The organism is Paramesorhizobium deserti (assembly GCF_001558695.1).
GTDB classification, from domain to species: Bacteria; Pseudomonadota; Alphaproteobacteria; order Rhizobiales; family Rhizobiaceae; genus Paramesorhizobium; species Paramesorhizobium deserti.
Map to the genome: position 1 here is coordinate 1 of NZ_LNTU01000008.1, position 16,933 is coordinate 16,933.

General features: G+C 58.8%; 18 protein-coding genes and 2 pseudogenes. 14 read left to right on the plus strand and 6 right to left on the minus strand.

Going from position 1 to position 16,933, the window contains the following annotated elements; genetic code table 11:
- The 3 genes from ATN84_RS27745 to ATN84_RS08845 all read right to left on the minus strand — a co-directional run.
- Positions 1-724: substrate-binding domain-containing protein (locus tag ATN84_RS27745; protein ID WP_244491039.1), on the minus strand; the 724-nt coding region annotated here is incomplete at its 3' end.
- A gap of 32 nt (positions 725-756) precedes the next feature.
- A complete protein-coding gene (locus ATN84_RS08840; RefSeq protein WP_068881314.1) occupies positions 757-1,749 on the minus strand; it encodes an ABC transporter permease in 993 nt (330 codons plus the stop codon).
- A complete protein-coding gene (locus tag ATN84_RS08845) occupies positions 1,746-2,738 on the minus strand; it encodes an ABC transporter permease (protein WP_068881315.1) in 993 nt (330 codons plus the stop codon). Before ATN84_RS08845 ends, ATN84_RS08840 begins: the two co-directional genes overlap by 4 nt.
- A gap of 320 nt (positions 2,739-3,058) precedes the next feature.
- On the opposite strand from ATN84_RS08845, the gene ATN84_RS08850 reads away from it, so the two are divergent.
- A complete protein-coding gene (locus ATN84_RS08850) occupies positions 3,059-3,703 on the plus strand; it encodes a HEAT repeat domain-containing protein (RefSeq protein ID WP_068881316.1) in 645 nt (214 codons plus the stop codon).
- Positions 3,704-3,850: 147 nt separating this feature from the next.
- Here the strand turns inward: ATN84_RS08850 and ATN84_RS25930 are convergent, their stop codons facing one another.
- The gene (locus ATN84_RS25930) at positions 3,851-4,444 is read right to left on the minus strand and encodes a class I SAM-dependent methyltransferase (RefSeq protein WP_082766194.1); all 594 of its coding nucleotides are present in this window, start codon (positions 4,442-4,444) and stop codon (positions 3,851-3,853) included.
- Positions 4,445-5,090: 646 nt separating this feature from the next.
- Here ATN84_RS25930 and ATN84_RS08870 point away from each other — a divergent pair.
- Complete coding sequence (locus ATN84_RS08870) at positions 5,091-5,939, plus strand: hypothetical protein (protein ID WP_068881320.1); 849 nt, start codon at positions 5,091-5,093, stop codon at positions 5,937-5,939.
- 287 nt (positions 5,940-6,226) lie between these two features.
- Here ATN84_RS08870 and ATN84_RS08875 read toward each other — a convergent pair whose 3' ends face one another.
- Together ATN84_RS08875 and dctP are read right to left on the minus strand one after the other, a co-directional pair.
- Positions 6,227-7,153 carry a TRAP transporter large permease gene (locus tag ATN84_RS08875; protein ID WP_244491040.1) on the minus strand — a complete coding sequence of 309 codons (927 nt, stop codon included), beginning with the start codon at positions 7,151-7,153 and terminating at the stop codon, positions 6,227-6,229.
- A 34-nt stretch (positions 7,154-7,187) separates the two neighbouring features.
- Positions 7,188-7,454, minus strand: a complete 267-nt coding sequence (dctP, locus tag ATN84_RS08880) for a TRAP transporter substrate-binding protein DctP (RefSeq protein WP_068881321.1) — start codon at positions 7,452-7,454, stop codon at positions 7,188-7,190.
- 31 nt (positions 7,455-7,485) lie between these two features.
- On the opposite strand from dctP, the pseudogene virB5 reads away from it, so the two are divergent.
- The 12 genes and pseudogenes from virB5 to ATN84_RS08940 form a co-directional block, all read left to right on the plus strand.
- A pseudogene (gene virB5 / locus ATN84_RS08885) lies at positions 7,486-7,980 on the plus strand (P-type DNA transfer protein VirB5); the annotation flags it as partial.
- Positions 7,977-8,210 (plus strand): EexN family lipoprotein, encoded by a 234-nt coding sequence (locus tag ATN84_RS08890; protein WP_068881322.1) that lies wholly within the window; start codon positions 7,977-7,979, stop codon positions 8,208-8,210. The pseudogene virB5 and the gene ATN84_RS08890, both read left to right, overlap by 4 nt.
- Before the next feature lie 4 nt (positions 8,211-8,214).
- Positions 8,215-9,147, plus strand: coding sequence for a TrbL/VirB6 family protein (locus tag ATN84_RS08895; protein WP_068881323.1), 933 nt, complete (start codon positions 8,215-8,217; stop codon positions 9,145-9,147).
- 50 nt (positions 9,148-9,197) lie between these two features.
- Positions 9,198-9,458, plus strand: coding sequence for a hypothetical protein (locus tag ATN84_RS08900; protein WP_244491041.1), 261 nt, complete (start codon positions 9,198-9,200; stop codon positions 9,456-9,458).
- 4 nt (positions 9,459-9,462) lie between these two features.
- Positions 9,463-10,135 (plus strand): annotated as a pseudogene (locus ATN84_RS08905) (VirB8 family type IV secretion system protein).
- Complete coding sequence (gene virB9 / locus ATN84_RS08910; RefSeq protein ID WP_068881325.1) at positions 10,135-10,986, plus strand: P-type conjugative transfer protein VirB9; 852 nt, start codon at positions 10,135-10,137, stop codon at positions 10,984-10,986. The pseudogene ATN84_RS08905 and the gene virB9 overlap by 1 nt, the downstream one beginning before the upstream one ends.
- A 9-nt stretch (positions 10,987-10,995) precedes the next feature.
- A complete protein-coding gene (gene virB10 / locus ATN84_RS08915; protein WP_068881326.1) occupies positions 10,996-12,168 on the plus strand; it encodes a type IV secretion system protein VirB10 in 1,173 nt (390 codons plus the stop codon).
- Between the two features lie 9 nt (positions 12,169-12,177).
- The gene (virB11, locus tag ATN84_RS08920) at positions 12,178-13,179 is read left to right on the plus strand and encodes a P-type DNA transfer ATPase VirB11 (RefSeq protein WP_068881327.1); all 1,002 of its coding nucleotides are present in this window, start codon (positions 12,178-12,180) and stop codon (positions 13,177-13,179) included.
- Positions 13,180-13,725: 546 nt separating this feature from the next.
- Positions 13,726-14,193 carry an invasion associated locus B family protein gene (locus tag ATN84_RS08925; protein ID WP_244491042.1) on the plus strand — a complete coding sequence of 156 codons (468 nt, stop codon included), beginning with the start codon at positions 13,726-13,728 and terminating at the stop codon, positions 14,191-14,193.
- Between the two features lie 16 nt (positions 14,194-14,209).
- On the plus strand, positions 14,210-15,955 hold the full coding sequence (locus ATN84_RS08930) for a ShlB/FhaC/HecB family hemolysin secretion/activation protein (protein WP_082766197.1): 1,746 nt from the start codon (positions 14,210-14,212) through the stop codon (positions 15,953-15,955).
- Positions 15,956-15,978: 23 nt separating this feature from the next.
- Complete coding sequence (locus tag ATN84_RS08935; RefSeq protein ID WP_068881329.1) at positions 15,979-16,563, plus strand: hypothetical protein; 585 nt, start codon at positions 15,979-15,981, stop codon at positions 16,561-16,563.
- A gap of 54 nt (positions 16,564-16,617) precedes the next feature.
- Positions 16,618-16,933: hypothetical protein (locus ATN84_RS08940; protein WP_153020173.1), on the plus strand; the 316-nt coding region annotated here is incomplete at its 3' end.

Sequence of the window (16,933 nt, forward strand, 5' to 3'; positions counted from 1 at the left end):
GCAGCATCAGTACGTTTGAACCCGACTCCACATTGTCGGCAATAAACCGCGCGCCCTGGATGCCGAAGCCGTAGCCGCCAATGGGGTGAATAAAAGTTACGGGACAGTCGGTCTGCACGCCACGGTCGAAGACGATCACGGGTAGCTTCTCGCAGGCAGCCTCCACGGCAGGTGTCAGCGCCGCCGTCGTGTTTGGCGAGACGATCAGGATATCGCAATTGCCGCTGGCCAGCAGATCGGCAATATCGGCGATCTGTTTATCGTCCGAGCCTTCGGCGTCGACATGCACGAAATTGCCGATCTCCGGATGAAGCGCCACTTCCTGCGTCATGTTGGTGAAACCCACCACACGCCACGGATTGTTCACGCCCGCATTGGAAAAGCAGACGGTATAGGGACCATCCTTCTTGAACTTGGCGGTGTCGACTAGCGCCACTTCCTGCGTCATGTTGGTGAAACCCACCACACGCCACGGATTGTTCACGCCCGCATTGGAAAAGCAGACGGTATAGGGACCATCCTTCTTGAACTTGGCGGTGTCGACTGTTTCATCAACGAGATATTGCGCCCAGGGCTGGTCTTTCGGACCCTTCGGCTGCATCGAAAGTTGCTCGAGCTGGCGCGCGTATTCTTCAGGATCGTTGAAGTTCTGTGCGTTGGCCGTACTCGAGGCAGCGAGCACCATGCACGCTGCGAGTGTGTATGAAAAGATCTGTTTCATCATGTTTCCTCCCTTTGATGATGACTGCTTGCGGGTTACTGCCCGGTTCGTCCGCGGCGGTACATGGCAAGCGCCACCGCTGTTATAAGGATGAGGCCCTGCACCACCTGGCGGATCGGTTGCGGCAGACCAAGAAAGTTGAGGAGCGTGAAGATCGCCATGAGCGTCAGCGCACCGGCAATGGCCGCCGGCACTGAGCCGCGCCCGCCCAAAAGCTGTGCGCCGCCCAGAACGGCCGCGGTGATTGCCTGCAGTTCGTAACCGGTACCGACATCCGTGGATACGCCCGCGAAACCGCCGAGCAGGATGCCCGCGATGACGGCGCTCAGCGATGAGACGACAAAGGCCGTGATGCGCACCCGGTTGACCGGCACGCCAGCAAGTTGGGCGGCCCGCGGATTGTCGCCGATAGCGTGGATCATGCGCCCGAGATTTGTGCGGTGCATCAGCCAGTAGAGCACACCGCCAACGATGACCAATACGATCAGAGCCACCGGCAGCATGCGGATCAGCGGCACGTCCATGATGTTGACACGGCCAAAATAACGGAAACTGTCTGGCAGATACCCTCGCGGCGCACCGCCCGACCACATGAAAGCGAAGCCGTTGAGCGTAATCATCATGCCGAGCGTGGCGATCAGTGACGGTACCTTCAGAAAGCACACAATCAATCCGTTCACGATCCCAACGGCGAGGCCGATCGTGAACATCACCACGATTACCCACCATGTGGCGTCAGGATCATTGTTCGACAGCATCGAAGAGCCCACCACCACCAGTGTGATGAGCGAACCTACCGACAGGTCGAAGCCGCCTGAGACGATCACATAAAGCTGACCCGCGGCGAGAATGGCGAGGGGTGCCGCCCGCTTCAGGAAGTTCATGTAGCCGGTCGGCTCCATGAAGGCAGGGTTGTTGAGGATGATCGCTACGATTAAGGCGGCCAGGATGAAATAGACCGGATTGATCCGTGGCAGGCGGCCGGCGCGTGCGGGTTTGGCCGGTGTGGCGAGGGTCTGATCAGTCATGCGACGATCCTCTTCGAGCGCACGGCGTAGAAGGCGACGGCGGCAACGATGATCATGCCGCGTAGCACCTGTTTCACAAAGGCATCCACACCCAGCACGTTGAAGATCGAGTCGATGAGCGAGAAGATCATCACGCCGGCGACCGTGCCCCCAATACCTCCGCGCCCGCCTGCGAGGATCGTGCCGCCGATGACGACGACCGCGATTGACTCGAGGTCGTAGACGCCGTTGGCTCCGATCCACGGCGCGCCCGAGCGCAGCCGGCTCGCGAGATAGAGTCCGGCGAGTGTCGCGCAGAGCGAGCAGATCACATGCGCGATGACAATCACCTTGCTGGTGGAGATACCGGCAAAGCGCGCCGCGTCCCGATTGCCTCCCACGGCATAAACATTCGAACCGAAGCGCGTGAAGCTCAGCACGAGAAAGCCCACGATCGCCAGGGCAAGAAAGAACAGGATGGCGAACGGAACGCCCCCCACGTCGCCATAGGCGAAAAACTGGAACTCCCTCGGCACCGATCCAGCGAAATTGGACACGAAAGCCGAGAGGCAGCCTTGTATGATGAGGCTCATGCCGAGCGTTGCGATCAGTGGATTGACGTCGAGACGGGTGATGATAAGGCCATTTATAAGCCCCACGACGACGCCAAGCACAAGCGTTGCTCCGATCGCGGGCACCATCATCACCGGATCACCATTCATCACGACGGAGGCGAGCACGGCGGTCGCTGAAATCAGGCTCGCGACCGACAGGTCGATGGAGGCTACGAGAATGACGAAGGTCTGCCCGATTGCGGTAATACCCAACGCGATCGAACGCCCAGCTACCGCCAGCAGGTTATTCCAGTTGAGATACTGCGTCTGCACGGTTGTCAGGCATGCAACGACATAGATCAGAATGGCCGTGAGCAGCAGGAGCGCTGGCGCCCAGCGGTCGAAGCGGAATTTTGGCCGGCGTTCCGGCACTTGTTCCACGGTGGCGGAGGTCATACAGCGACCTCCTTTTCACCGGTGGCGTCCAGCATTATAGCGGACTCGCTCGCGCCTTTGCCGTGCTCGGCTACGATCATGCCTTCGCGCATGACGAGGATGCGGTCGGCTGCTCCAATCACTTCGGGTAAGCAACAGCCGGCCCGGCCATCAGCGACCTACCAACGAAAAGCTCCCTCTGAACTTTCAATACGATCATGCCTTCGCGCATGACGAGGATGCGGTCGGCTGCTCCAATCACTTCGGGTAAGCAACAGCCGGCCCGGCCATCAGCGACCTACCAACGAAAAGCTCCCTCTGAACTTTCAACCGATACGCCGATGAGCCCTCTTGAAGCTGCCTTCGCCAACCCCGACCCATCACTGCGTCTCAACGCGGTCCTCCGAGCGGGAATGACACCTTCGTTGCTGGACCTTGAGATATTGCTACGCCAATGCGCGGTCGAGCCGGATTTCCAGGTCCGTGAAATGCTAACTTGGGCGCTGATCCGGCTCCCGGCGAACAGGGTCGTGCCGCGCGTGATCGAGGAACTGGCCCGCCCCGAATCAAAGGCCAGGTGTCAGGCCCTCCACACGCTGTCCAAGTTCAAGGATCCAATGGCGTGGCCATCCGTTGCGGGTCGCCTGGATGACGAGGATCAGGACGTTGTCCGCACGGCCTGGTATGCGGCCGTGGCGCTGGTGCCCGAAAACAAGCGCGACTGGCTGGCCAGAAAGCTCGCGGCAAGCCTTGGCCATGGGGACGCGGAGAGGCAACTCAGCTTGAGCCGAGCCCTTATTGGGTTAGGAAGGGACGTGATCGATCCTGTCCTTGCGGTCGCGGCAGAACGCGGAAATGCGACGGTTCGGCAGCACATTGAGACGACGGAGCGGTTACTGCAGAATCCCGCTTCTGGGTTCGCCACCTCACTAAAACGCGCCCGCCGTGAGGTTGCCCTAGGCCGCACGAGGTCGACCAAGGGCTGAGACCCAATGTCGACCGACGGCTTCGATGACCAGGGCAAGGGTAGCATTACATCCGCAATGTGGGTCGAAAGCGGATCGGCAACTTCGGGGGTGGGGTGCGGACCGTCCGCTTCTCGCTTGGTCATCGCGATAGCCGCCGTCTCAATGTTACCGTTTTTCGAAAACGATGAAATTCCAGCGTACATCTGGTCGGCCAAGCATGTCTTCACGCTCAACCCTATGAACCAGGCCAAGCCCGTGGGATGAAGCGAGGGCGACCGTCTCATCGGGCGATACATCAAACATCCTTCGACCAGAAGGGACCGGGCCATGGCGAAGAGACATGCTCACTCGTCCGTTCGCAGTAAGGATCTTCACCAGCGAATTCATGCTGACCTGTCGTTCCGTTTCGCTCAGATGCATCCATACTGCTGTAAGAAGGATCAGATCGAAGCTTTCTCCGCGCGTTTGAAGGCGCGCCAAGTCTGGGAGTTGATCATCAATCCATTCGATTGCTTTGTCTTTATGCAGGCGCATGCCTTCATTCCGCAACGCTTCTGTCGGTTCAACAGCCGTGACGGCGTGACCTTTTGCGGCAAGCGCGGCCGCGTCACGACCTGACCCAGCACCAATGTCGAGCACAACTGAGGGCCGGGACGGGAAAAAGTGGAGCACGTCGCGGTGAACGTCAGAGAATGTGATGCTCTCGTACTGTTGCGCCAGCGTCTTTGCGCTGTCTTGGTAACCTTGCGTGCCGTTCATTATGCCATCCAACCTGCAACTTCAGACTGCGAGTTCATCAGCCGGTTTCGAAGCGGAGCTTATTGGACGCTGGTCAAACCGGCAACGTCCGGTATCGATAAACGGAAGGAACGGCGACAATGTGGGTCGAAAGCGGATCGGCAACTTCGGGGGTGGGGAGCGGTCATTGCCGCCCCTTAGAAAAATGTCGGCTATGCGGACAAACCGGTCGTTCGCGCGGCTGAACAACAGCGGCTGTTCACTGTCCGACGTGAGTCGACCCGAAGCCGCCCTTGCCAATTGCGGTTTGTACTCCTGAGTCGCGTGCGGGTTGACGATCTTGCCCGTTTAGAATGTCCTTTGCACTGCCAAGGAGACGAAGGATGACCAAACCAGTGCAACACGCATTGCTTCCCCGAAGACTTTTCTTCGATCCACCGGAGAGGCGATTGGTGAGGATCAGTCCTGATGGGCAGTGGATCGCATTTCAGGCTCCGATCGACGGCGTTCTAAATCTTTGGATTGCACCTGCCGAGGAATCGGAAAGAGCCCGACCACTTACAAATTACGTGGGGATAGAGGGATCGGTCCAGCGCTGCTATGGGCGCATGACAATCGTCACATTCTCATTCTTCGGGACAATGCCGGTGATGAAAACTGGCGGATAATGAGCATCGACATTGGAAATGGAGAGGCAGTGTCCCTCTCACCAGGCGGCGGCGCAAAGGGCTATGTCCAACAGACGTCGCGGCACTTTCCTGGAGAGGTGCTGATTGCGCACAACGAACGCGACAGGGGACTGTTCGACATCTACCACGTCAACGTAGCCAACGGCGAGAGTATCCTCGTGGAGAAAAACGACGGCTTTTTCGGCTTTTTCACAGACCAGCACTTCCAGGTGCGCTTTGCAAAGCGGTACACCGACGACGGCGAAGTCGAGATACTCAAGCGCAATGGGAATGGTGCATGGGAAACTGTCTCTCATATCCCGACTGAAGACTCGCTCACGACGCGGCCCATTGAATGTAACGACGATGGGGAAGAGCTCTACTGGATCGACAGCCGCGGCCGCGATACTGCCGCCGCAGTAGCCGAGAATTTGAAGTCAGGAGCTGTTCGCGTTCTAGCCGAAGATCCACAGGTCGACATTGACGCGCTGCTATTGGACCCACAGATGATGCAACCCATCGCTGCCGCAAGCCTGTTTGATCGCACGCGTTGGCAGGTTCTCGATCCCGAATATCGGCAGGATTTTGAGACGCTTGCCGAGCAGTTTTCTGGCGACCTGGTTTTCAACGGAATGTCGGACGATCGGCGAAAAATCATCGTCGCTCACATTCATGATAAACGGCCCCTCGAGTACCATTGCTATGATCGCGCCTCCAGAAAGACGCGGAAGCTGTTCTCCGCGCAGTCGCGGCTGGAGGGGGCTCCGCTTGCATCGATGGAGTCGGTTGTCGTGCTCACGAAAGTCGACGCATGGTCCTGTCTGATCAGGCACGGGGCCACATTGTAGTGCATGGCCACCGCCAACAAGACGAACGGTTGGTGCGAAGGCTGTTCATTTGAATCAGACGCTCCCGGAAGAACGTCAGGTTTCAGGATACTCTCTGCAACATGCGAATGGCTGGGAAGGGGTCGCTTGCCGAACGGCAGCTATCGGCTGGGCATATTCCAGGACCGGACAGTCCGCAGTCGGCCCCGAAGAAGTCGCTTCGAATATGTTGCCGGTTGCTGAGTGATGGCTTCACAGGTGGGTTACGAGCAGGCTTTCTCCCCTGCCTCAGCCGCAACATTTCCCGCTTACTGCATCAGCGAAGGCAGACCCGTTGCCAGGATCGGGAAGGCGCAGACGAGGATTAACACCACGATCGGAGGAATGAGCCAGGGCAGGATCGCCTTCGCACCCGTTGCCAGGATCGGGAAGGCGCAGACGAGGATTAACACCACGATCGGAGGAATGAGCCAGGGCAGGATCGCCTTCGCCAGCCGTGGAAATGGAATTCCCCCGACCTGCGCGACGATGAACAGCGCCATGCCCATCGGCGGGGTAAGGATTGAGATCATCAGGTTCAGCACGACGATGATGCCAAAATGGATCGGATCGATACCAAAGCCCTGCGCGATCGGCACCAGGATCGGTACGACGATTAGCAGGATCACGAGGCTTTCCACAAAGGAGCCGAGGACGAAGATCATGAGATTGACGGCGATAAGGAAGGTGATCGGCCCATCCGCGATCGACAAGAACAGCTGCGCGATCTGCTGCGGCGCCTGTTCGCGGGCGAGGACATAGCCCATCAGGCTCACACCGGCGATGATCGTGGCGATGGCCGAGGAGGTCGCGGCCGTCTCGTAAAGCGAGTTCCACAGCTTGCGAAGCGTCAGCTCGCGGTAGAATAGGAGATCGATGAGCAGCGCGAAGAGCACCGTGACGGCCGCCGCCTCGGTTGGCGAGAAATAGCCGGTGAAGATGCCGCCGATGATCACCAGCGGTGTCAGAAGCGCGGGAAGTGAGCCGATGAAGAGTCTCATGATCTCGCCGATACTTGCCTGCGGATCGACCGGATAGCCGCGCCTGCTGGCCAGCAGCCAGACCATGATCATGAGCGAGAAGGCGCACAAAAAGCCCGGAACGACGCCGCCAAGGAAGAGGGCGCCGATAGAGGTATTGGAGATCACGCCGTAGAGCACCATGGTGATCGACGGCGGCACCAGGGGCCCGATCATCGAGGACGCGGCGGTGACGGCGCCCGAAAAGTCGTCATCGTACGTTTGGCGTGCGCATACGCAGCCCCTTGAGGTCATCGATGCTCTCGATCGGCTTGTTCGCCGTCGTCTGGCGTGTGCCGAGGTACCAGAGGTCGATCACCTTCACGCCCTGTTCTTCGAACTTGGCTTCCATCTTCTGGCCCCAGGGCCCGGCGACGATCTTTTCAAGCGCGGGGAAGTCCTTGACGACGTAGGGCGCGCCGACAAGAGCCAGTTCCGGAATGACGTAAGACATGTCCGGATAGCCGGTTGTGGCCATGTCGAGTTCTCCGGCCTGCATCATGGCGACCATGACCGACATGGCGGACGTAGCAAGCGTCCTGAACGATCCGGCGATACGCAAGGCGTTGCCGGAAGACTTCAATGCCATCGAGGGGCTGTTGAAGGGTAATGGCACTGGCGTCTTCGCCGGCTCCGCCGCGAAATTCCTTGCAGGCAATTCGACCTATCGGACCAGTGCGAACGATTTTTATGCCATGGAACTTGCCCGCATACAGAACAAGAATGCCGGGCAGATGAGCCTCGGACAGCAGATTTACGACGCAGCCACTAAGCGCATCGGTGGTATCGACCAGTTGCGCGAGAAGATTGCGACGGCGAGCGACGCCAAGGATATCGCCGATCTGCAGGCGCGGCTTCAGGCGGAGACGGCTTTCCTTCAAACCGACGTGCTGCGTATCGAGGGCTTGCGCATGGTGCAGCAGGCGCAAGCCCAGGTCGATGAGCAACGCAAGGCCGAAGACTGGCGCAAGCGTATGGACACGATGAAGGAGGCACTGCAATGAAGAGAAGCTTCCTACCCCTCATGATTGGTGTCCTGGCTGCCTGCTCGCGACAGACGGAGCAAACCTACACGGTCGATGAACCGATCGCCGATGAGGCGCTGCTTGCCGGGATTATTGCCAAATGCCGCAACAATCCTGGCGAGCTTCGCGACACGCCAAACTGCGGGAACGCCGAAGCTGCCGACGGCAAGTTGCGGCTCCAGCACATGCGGAAATCGTTGGGAGGGTAAGCCTGTGTATGAGGTGTTCAGCTTTGTTGATGAACAGTTCAAGACGCCGCTGGAAAACTTCATTTCCGAGGGAACCTCGAACGTCTCCGAATGGACTTCGGGCCCTCTGACTGCTGCTATCACCCTTTATATCGTCCTTTATGGCTATCTCGTTCTTCGCGGATCGGTCCAGGAGCCAATCCTTGATTTTGCTTACCGGGCGATCAAACTCGCGATCATCGTCATGCTGGTGAAGAACGCCGGCGAATATCAGACCTATGTCACGAAAGTCTTCTTCGACGCCCTGCCGCGCGAGATTGCCCAGGCGTTGAACACCGGCACGGCCCCTAGCGCCTCGACTTTCGACAGCTTGCTCGACAAGGGGCACGAAGCAGCCACCGACATCTGGTCCCGGGCATCGTGGCCAATCGATATCGTCACCGGTGTCGGGGGAATATTAGTCATTTTCGCAAGCTTCATCGTCGCTGCGATCGGCTACATTATTTCCCTCTACGCCCGGCTGGCGCTCGCCATCGTGCTTGCGATCGGCCCGATTTTCGTGGCGCTCGCCATGTTCCAGGCAACGCGGCGCTTCACCGAGGCCTGGATTGGACAGCTTGCGAACTTCGTGATCCTGCAAATACTTGTCGTTGCGGTCGGCTCGCTGCTGATCACCTGCATCGACAGCACGTTCACGGCAATCGAAGGATACAGCGACGTGCTGATGCGGCCTGCCGCCCTTTGCGCAATCTGTCTCGCAGCCCTCTATGTCTTTTACCAGCTCCCCAATATCGCTTCGGCACTCGCCGCGGGGGGCGCTTCGCTGACATACGGATACGGTGCAGCCCGAGCTGCCCATGAGAGTACGCTTACCTGGGCTGCCTCACGCGGTTCCCGAGCGGTCGGGCGTGGGGTTCGTGCAGTAGGGCGGACATTCACATCGAAAGGGGCACGTTGATGATGCCCTTTGCACGAGCAAGAAAAAGACGTCCTGGATTGATCAGATCAATGCTGCCGCTGTGCATGGCCGTCGCTCTCAGTGGCTGCGCATCGATGAGCTATCCTCTCCCGAAGTGTGACGGCTATGCGCGCCGACCTCTCAACCGCGCCATGTGGCAGTGGGAAGACAATAACAACCTCAAACAGAAACATTCGGATGCGCGGACGGCGGCCTCCACGCGCATCGCCACTTACGTCGAGGAAGGCAAGGATCCGCTGACCTTTGCCCAGCTCGATATCGACGCCTCTTATCGTTCTTGCGAGGGTTGACACGATGGTGATGACCGATGATCTCAGGAGTTACTTCAAGAAAGCGCGTCGTTTTGATCAGGATCGTACGATCCAGGTGGAGCGGTCGAACCGCATCGCCTGGTCGATTGCCATCGTTGCCAGCATCATTGCCGGCACCTCGGTCTTCGCAATTGCCGCCTTGACACCGCTCAAGACCGTGGAACCCTTTGTCGTGCGGGTCGACAATTCCACCGGTATTGTCGACGTTGTCTCCGCATTGACCTCGACCGCCGGCACCTACGACGAAGCCATCACCAAATATTTCGCTGCAAAGTATGTTCGCGCCCGGGAAGGCTATGTCTGGAGCGAAGCGGAAGAAAATTTCCGCACCGTCGCCCTGTTGTCCACTCAGCCAGAGCAAGCCCGGTTCTCCGCCAATTACCGCGGCAAGTAATCCGGAATCGCCACAGAACATCTACGGCCGCGGCGCAGCCGCGAAGATCAAAATTGCCTCGATTTCGCTGATCAATCCGAATGTCGTGTCCATTCGCTTCATGCGCATGATCGCGCGCGGGGAGGAAGTCCGGACAACACACTGGGTCGCAACGCTCACCTTCGCTTATGTGAATGCGCCGATGTCGTCGACAGATCGGCTTGTGAATCCGCTCGGTTTCGCTGTCAGCGAATACCGGGCCGATCCAGAGGCGATCAACTGATGCGGACCGCCGCCATCTTTGCTTTTCTTCTCGCTGGTTCGGCTTTTTCGGCCCTTGCACTCGAAATTCCACGCGGATCATCGCAGGACAGCCGTGTGCGTTTTGTAAATTATCAGCCCTACAATATCACCCGGATCGTCGGTTCTTTGCGTTCGTCGGTGCAGGTCGAGTTCGCGGCGGACGAGGAGATAGCCCATGTGGCGCTTGGCAATAGCGTTGCCTGGGAGGTCGCACCCGCCGGCAACATCCTCTTCCTGAAGCCGCGAGAAAACCAGCCGATCACGAACATCTCCGTTGTGACCACGCTGCGCAACGGATCGACGCGCAGCTATCAGATGGAATTGATTGTGCGAGACGGAACAGTCGAGGTCGGCCAGAACACCTATTTCTACGTCAAATACCGATACCCGGCCGACGAAGCAGAACGCCGGCGCCTGGTCGCGGTTGCCCGCGTCCTCGCGACGCAGGCAAAGGAAGCCGACAACGTGTTGGCCCTCCACGAATCCTACGGTCCGCGGAACTGGCGCTATTCCGCGCAGGGCTCCCAGGCGCTCGAGCCGCGATCGGTCTACGACAACGGCAAGATCACCACTTTCGCCTTCACAGGCAATCAGGAAATACCGGCAATCTACATTGAGAACTCCGACGGCTCGGAAAGCCTCGTTCCAAAGTCGGCAGACGGCAATTTGGTGCTGGTCCACGCCATCGGCCGGAAGTTCATCCTTCGCAGCGGTGGGAATGTGCTTTGCGTCTTCAACGAGGCCTATCACCGTGTCGGGATCAATCCCAATACCAGTACGACCTCGCCCTCGGTTGAGCGCGTCCTGAAGACCGACGCAACAGCGCAATAGGGGATTGTCATGGTCCAGGAAGACGAGAGCCGAATACCGGGGGAACGCGCCGAGACGGTCACCGGCAGGCGGATCGACAACAATCCCGTCCTGAAGCGCGGCGCTGTGGCGATCGCCGTTGTTGTCTTCGTCGCTTTCGCGCTCTGGACTATGAGCGGTGAAAGGAAAGAGCAGGAAAACGCTCCAGCCGAGCGGGTGGTTATCCGTCAGACGACGAACTTCGAACCCGCCAAGGAGAAAGTGGAACCGGTTCAGGCAGCACCAGAAGTGAAGCTACCAATGCCGGTCGTCGAAGAAACCATCGATCAAGAAGATCCGTTGCTCGACTCGGCGCGTCGTGCGCCTGTCATGGCCTACAGCGGACAGAAAAACACAACGGTGCATCGGGAGGAGAATGATACGGCCGTATCGCCGAATTCCAGTTACCTGCCGCTCGACGACAATCTCATGAGCCAAGATACCCAGACCAGCAGTGACGAGCAGCGATTCAACGGATTACTGAGACCGACGCGGCTCGAGGGCTCACGCGCCGGCACGCTAGGCAATCGCAATTTCATCGTGGCGATGGGGACATCGATCCCCTGCGTCCTGGAAACGGCGCTGGCGTCCGATCAACCCGGCTTCACCAGTTGCGTGATCAATCGCGACGTTCTTTCGGACAATGGCAGGGTCGTCCTGATGGAAAAGGGTACCCAGGTCGTCGGCGAATATCGTGGCGGGCTTCAGCGCGGGCAGAGGCGTCTCTTCATTCTGTGGAATCGGGCCAAGACGCCGAAAGGGGTCATCGTCACCCTCGCGTCGCCCGTCACGGACGCGCTCGGCCGTGCCGGCGTGGATGGCTATGTCGACACCCATTGGTGGGAGCGGTTCGGCAGCGCGCTCCTCCTTTCGGTCGTAGGTGATGCGACCAGTTATGCGAATAGCCGCCTGCAGGACAGCGACGTCGACGCTCGGAACACCGCGAGCGCCGGTCAGCAGGCAGCGGCGATTGCCGTCGAGCAATCGATCAACATTCCTCCCACGCTCCTGAAGCACCAGGGTGAACTCGTCTCAATCTTCGTGGCGCGCGATCTCGACTTCTCCGGGGTCTACCGGCTCCGCGTGACCGAGCCGGGAACCCGGGTTCTCGACCGGGCGGTTCTGGGCGATTTTAGTCCACCGTCGGTGCTGGTGACGAAGTAGGAAAGGGCGATGACCGAAGGCCCTGATGCGGCGGTCGTCCGCGAGCTGCTTGCTCCGCTTTCGCCGTTCCTGGAGGACACGTCGCTCTACGAAGTCATCGTAAATCGGCCCGGGCGGGTGTTGACGGAGGGTGCCGGTGGGTGGCGGACCCATGATCTGCCGGAGATCTCCTTTGAGAAGCTTATGCGTCTTGCCTGGGCCGTAGCTAGTTTCTCCCATCAATCCATTGATGAAACGCGACCAATCCTGTCGGCGACGCTGCCAGGGGACGAACGGATCCAGATCATCATTCCACCCGCGACCATAAGGAACACTGTCAGCATCACCATCCGAAAGCCATCCTCAGTCACATTCACGCTCGATGATCTGGAGGAGAGGGCGTTTTTCTCTGAGACCCGGGCGGCAAATGAAGATGCCTCGGTGCGGGACGAGGGATTGCTGTCGCTTTACCGCGCCGGCCGCTACAAGGATTTTCTGCGACAAGCCGTCATTGCGCGAAAAAACATCATCATCTCGGGTGCCACCGGATCGGCAAAGACGACGCTCTCGAAAGCGTTGATCAAACACATCCCAAAGCACGAGCGGATAATTTCGATCGAGGACACTCCCGAACTGGTTATACCCCAGCCCAACCACGTACGCCTGTTCTACTCGAAAGGAGCGCAGGGCCTTTCGGGTGCTGGCCCCAAGGACCTGCTGGAATCATGCCTACGCATGCGGCCGGACCGCATTCTGCTGCAGGAGTTGCGCGATGGCACAGCATTTTACTACATCCGTAATGTCAATTCCGGTCACCCGGGATCAATAACCACAGTGCACGCTGATTCTGCCGAGCTCGCCTTTCAGCAGTTGACGCTGCTCGTGAAAGAATCAGAAGGGGGACGCAATCTAGATCGTGACGATATCGACAGATTGTTGAGAGTTTCGATTGACGTCATTGTCCAGTGCAAGCGAATAGATGGACGGTTTCGCGCAACAGAAATCTACTTTCGAACCCGAAAGATCAGCTGATTCCGTTCTTGTCTTCGATGACGACAATGTGTGCAACGCTGACCACTGCGCAGCCTGATTCTGCCAGGGAAACAGCAAAGGTGGAAAAGCTCTGAACTGAAAACCCGCCGAAGGAATTGCGTAACATTGTCCATCGCGGCCTGTGGTTCAATTCCGTTCAAGGCCGCTACCGTTGTCTGCCGCTTTTGGACCGGGGAAGATGGCAACGCGTAGATCATTTCCTTCGAACTTGCCAGCCTGTCATGGCCATTTGATTGCCCCAAACTGCGGTATTTCGGCAACAGACCTCTTTCCGCGAAGCCATACACACGCACAATGTGTTGACACTCTGGGTTGTGTGTCGCTACCAGCGCCCCAGAATTTGTTTTGATTTGAGGTTTAGCCGTGCTGGCGATAAGACTTTGGTTTTACAATATTTCCCTATTTATTGGGGTAAGTTTTAGCGGTTGCTTTTCTGCCTTCGCGCAGGGTGCGGAGCCTGCTCGGACAATGCCGGAACAGCCGGATGCCGGGCAGCAGGCACAACCTGAGGCTGGTGCTCCCCGTGTGACAAAATTCGATGACTGGTATTATCGCTGTGTCGATGTGAAGGCCGCGGATGGCAAGACGGTGCCGCAATGCGAGGTGGCCCAGATCGCGCAGGTCAGGCAGGGCGAAGAGAACGTCAACGTGCTGACGCTGGCCATTGCGAAGACCGCGCCGGAAGCGGGCAAGAAGCCGTCTCCAGGCGATCTCCTGCTGACGGCGCTGGTGCCGCTCAATGTGGTTTTGCCGGCGGGGCTGGGGCTTGCCGCCGACGGCAAGGAGGTCGTCACCATTGCCTATCGCAACTGCAATCAGGCGGGCTGCTGGGCGCAGCAGAAGCTCGACGCGAAGATGCTCGGGCAACTGCAGAAGGGCAATGTGGGTGAGGCGCATCTGCGGCTGATGAATGGCCAGAACATAAACCTGCGCTTCTCGCTCAAGGGCCTGACCAAAGCCCTGGCCGAGCTGCGAAAGCCATCCAGGACCTGAACGGGGAGCGAACATCATGCAGCGCGTCCGCCGACGCATGCTTTGGCTTGCGTTTTCCGTTTCCGCAATCGTGATGGGTTCTTCCGCCTTCGCGCAATCGCCGGCGCCGACGCCGGCTGACGATTTCATGCAGCGCCAGGCACAGGAGGAACTCCAGCAGCGGCTGGAGATGCTGCGTGAGGCAACGCCGGGCGGTGCGCCGCTGGCCGAGCAGCAGAAACCGGAACAGGCGGAAGGGACGGGCAAGGAGCCGTGCTTTGCGGTTCACAGGGTCGAAGTGGAAGGCGTGAGGCTGCTGCCGAGACAGGCGCTTGAGCCGGTTCTTTCGCCTTATAGGAACAGGTGCATCGGTCTCGCCGACATCAACGCGCTCCTCAAGGAGTTGACCTATCTCTATGTCGAGGAAGGCTACATCACCTCCCGCGTCTATGTGCCGGAACAGGACATCGGCAAGACGAGGATCCTGCGTCTCGTCGCGGCGGAAGGCGCGCTTTCGGATATTTACATGAACGGCAAGCCGGCCGCCTATCCCGGCCTCATCGCCACCGCCTTTCCTGGCATGAAGGGCAGGCCGGTCAATATCCGCGATGTCGAGCAGGGGCTTGATCAGATCAACCGGCTTTCCTCCAACAATGCGAAGACCTCCATGCTGCCGGGCAAGGAGCCGGGAACATCAATCCTCAATGTCGAAAACCAGCCGGGCCTGCCGTGGCACTTCTCGGTGGCCAACAGCAATCTCGGGCAGAAGCAGACCGGCTATTCCAGGAGCTCCGTCTCCTTCCAGATGGACAATCTCGCCAATCTGAACGATCTCCTGTCGCTGACCTATGAGCATACGGGGCCGGACTATCCCTGGCCGGATGATGGCATCGGCCGCAGCAACAGCATCTCGGGGTCGCTCAGCATTCCCTATGGCTATTGGACGTTCTCGCTCAACGGTTCCTACTACAAATACCACAGTTCGGTACCCGGCAATTTCGGAGACATCGAGACATCGGGTGACTCCGGCCAGTTCGGTTTCAATGTCGACCGGGTGATCCTGCGCGACAAGGATTCCATCACGACGCTCAATGCCGGGCTCACCTACAAGGAAACCAACAACTTCCTGCTGGGCAGCCGCATCGAAGTGGGCAGCCGGGAATATACGGTCGCCAATCTGGGCATCTCGCATTCCCGCCGCTGGCTCGGCGGGCTCTGGGTGTTCGATCTGAGCTATTCCCAGGGGCTCGGCATCTTCGGCGCGGTCGAACGCGGCGAGCCCGGTGCGGGCGATGCCGATCCGGAATTCTCCAAATTCTCCGGCACGGTCAGCGTCACCAGACCATTCCAGCTCGCCGGGCAGAATTTCCAGCTGAGTTCCATGATCAACGGGCAGTATTCGCCGGACAATCTGTTCGGCGCGGAGCAGATCTCGCTTGGCGGCTACTCGAATGTGCGTGGCGTCCGCGACAGCGTGCTCTTCGGCAATAACGGTTTCTTCACGCGCAACGAGATCGCCTGGCGCACCATGCCCTGGGCGGACAATGCCTTTCTTGCCAAAGGGCTCGGCGAGCTTCGCCCCTATGTGGGGCTCGATTATGGCCATGTCTTTGAGCAGGCGCGCTTCGGCATCGAAGGTGGCGACATCGCCGGCTGGACGGTCGGCGCGAGACTCGCCGGCGGCAAGATCGGCGCCGATATCGGTTATTCCAGGATTTTCAAGACCAGCGCCGAAGCGGCGGACAAGGACATTTTTTTCGTAAGCACTTCGCTCAAGTGGTGAGCGGATAAGGAGAGGTATTGGGGATGTTTTCGAAGTGTGGGGACGGGCTAAACGGTGCTTGGAAGGTTCTTTTCGCCATTGTCATAGCGAGTGTGGTGCTAACCGGTTGTGTAAGCCGTGATCCACGTCTGCTCGATGCGCTAAAAGGGGTCCGCGTTACCGAAGTTCAGGTCGAAGCCACGCCAGATGTCGGGACTGGCTGGCCAATGATGAACGGCGTTACGCCACAACAACAAGTCGCCATGATCGTCCAGGCTGTTCAAAGGGTGGCGTCCCGCGATCTCAAAGGTTATCCCGGCGGTCCCAATCCTGCCCGTTTGGTCATCACGCTGCAACAGGCCGACCTTGCGTCAATGCCCGGCCGCATCATTGCCGGAAACGACAGCTGGATTGTCGGAACCGTTCGTCTCGAGGACGCCAGGACAGGTCGACTCATTGCTCAAAACCCAAGGATTCAAGGTTCGGACAAAGGCATCCATGGTGATGGGCTTGGCGTAATCGTCGCCGTCGCCATAAATGCGGCGATTTCCAAAAGCCAGGAAGCACTTGTCGAGAAACTGGCCATCTCCTTCACCAGAAACGTCAAGACCTGGCTCACGCCGAAGTAAGCGTCGGCAGCAATTTTGGAACACGCCTCTGCAACGGCCTTGAGGAACAGACTGATGAACCGCAAAATTGTCCACACATCGGCTTCGAATGAAGCAGGACACCAGCTCGACAGGCGGTTTGTCCGCCGCCTGGACCGAATTGCCCGTCAGTCTCTCGTTACGCTCCTGAGCGGCCTTCTCGCCTTCCAGCCGGCACTGGTGCAGGCACAGCAGGTGATGCCTGATGCGGGTGCTCCGATCGCCAACCGGCCCGGCGTGGGTGCGGCGCCGAACGGCGTGCCGCTCGTCGATATCGTCACGCCGAACGGTCAGGGGCTGTCGCACAACAAATATGGCAACTTCAATGTCGGCACATCAGGCCTGATCCTCA

Excerpts from the sequence above, each read along its gene's own strand:
- dctP (WP_068881321.1), bottom strand. The coding sequence starts at position 7,454 with ATGGCCACAACCGGCTATCCGGACATGTCTTACGTCATTCCGGAACTG.
- ATN84_RS08935 (WP_068881329.1), top strand. The coding sequence starts at position 15,979 with ATGTTTTCGAAGTGTGGGGACGGGCTAAACGGTGCTTGGAAGGTTCTT.
- virB10 (WP_068881326.1), top strand. The coding sequence starts at position 10,996 with ATGGTCCAGGAAGACGAGAGCCGAATACCGGGGGAACGCGCCGAGACG.
- ATN84_RS08870 (WP_068881320.1), top strand. The coding sequence starts at position 5,091 with ATGAGCATCGACATTGGAAATGGAGAGGCAGTGTCCCTCTCACCAGGC.
- ATN84_RS08890 (WP_068881322.1), top strand. The coding sequence starts at position 7,977 with ATGAAGAGAAGCTTCCTACCCCTCATGATTGGTGTCCTGGCTGCCTGC.
- ATN84_RS08845 (WP_068881315.1), bottom strand. The coding sequence starts at position 2,738 with ATGACCTCCGCCACCGTGGAACAAGTGCCGGAACGCCGGCCAAAATTC.
- virB9 (WP_068881325.1), top strand. The coding sequence starts at position 10,135 with ATGCGGACCGCCGCCATCTTTGCTTTTCTTCTCGCTGGTTCGGCTTTT.
- ATN84_RS08840 (WP_068881314.1), bottom strand. The coding sequence starts at position 1,749 with ATGACTGATCAGACCCTCGCCACACCGGCCAAACCCGCACGCGCCGGC.
- ATN84_RS08930 (WP_082766197.1), top strand. The coding sequence starts at position 14,210 with ATGCAGCGCGTCCGCCGACGCATGCTTTGGCTTGCGTTTTCCGTTTCC.
- ATN84_RS08850 (WP_068881316.1), top strand. The coding sequence starts at position 3,059 with ATGAGCCCTCTTGAAGCTGCCTTCGCCAACCCCGACCCATCACTGCGT.
- virB11 (WP_068881327.1), top strand. The coding sequence starts at position 12,178 with ATGACCGAAGGCCCTGATGCGGCGGTCGTCCGCGAGCTGCTTGCTCCG.
- ATN84_RS25930 (WP_082766194.1), bottom strand. The coding sequence starts at position 4,444 with ATGAACGGCACGCAAGGTTACCAAGACAGCGCAAAGACGCTGGCGCAA.
- ATN84_RS08875 (WP_244491040.1), bottom strand. The coding sequence starts at position 7,153 with ATGATCGGGCCCCTGGTGCCGCCGTCGATCACCATGGTGCTCTACGGC.
- ATN84_RS08900 (WP_244491041.1), top strand. The coding sequence starts at position 9,198 with ATGCTGCCGCTGTGCATGGCCGTCGCTCTCAGTGGCTGCGCATCGATG.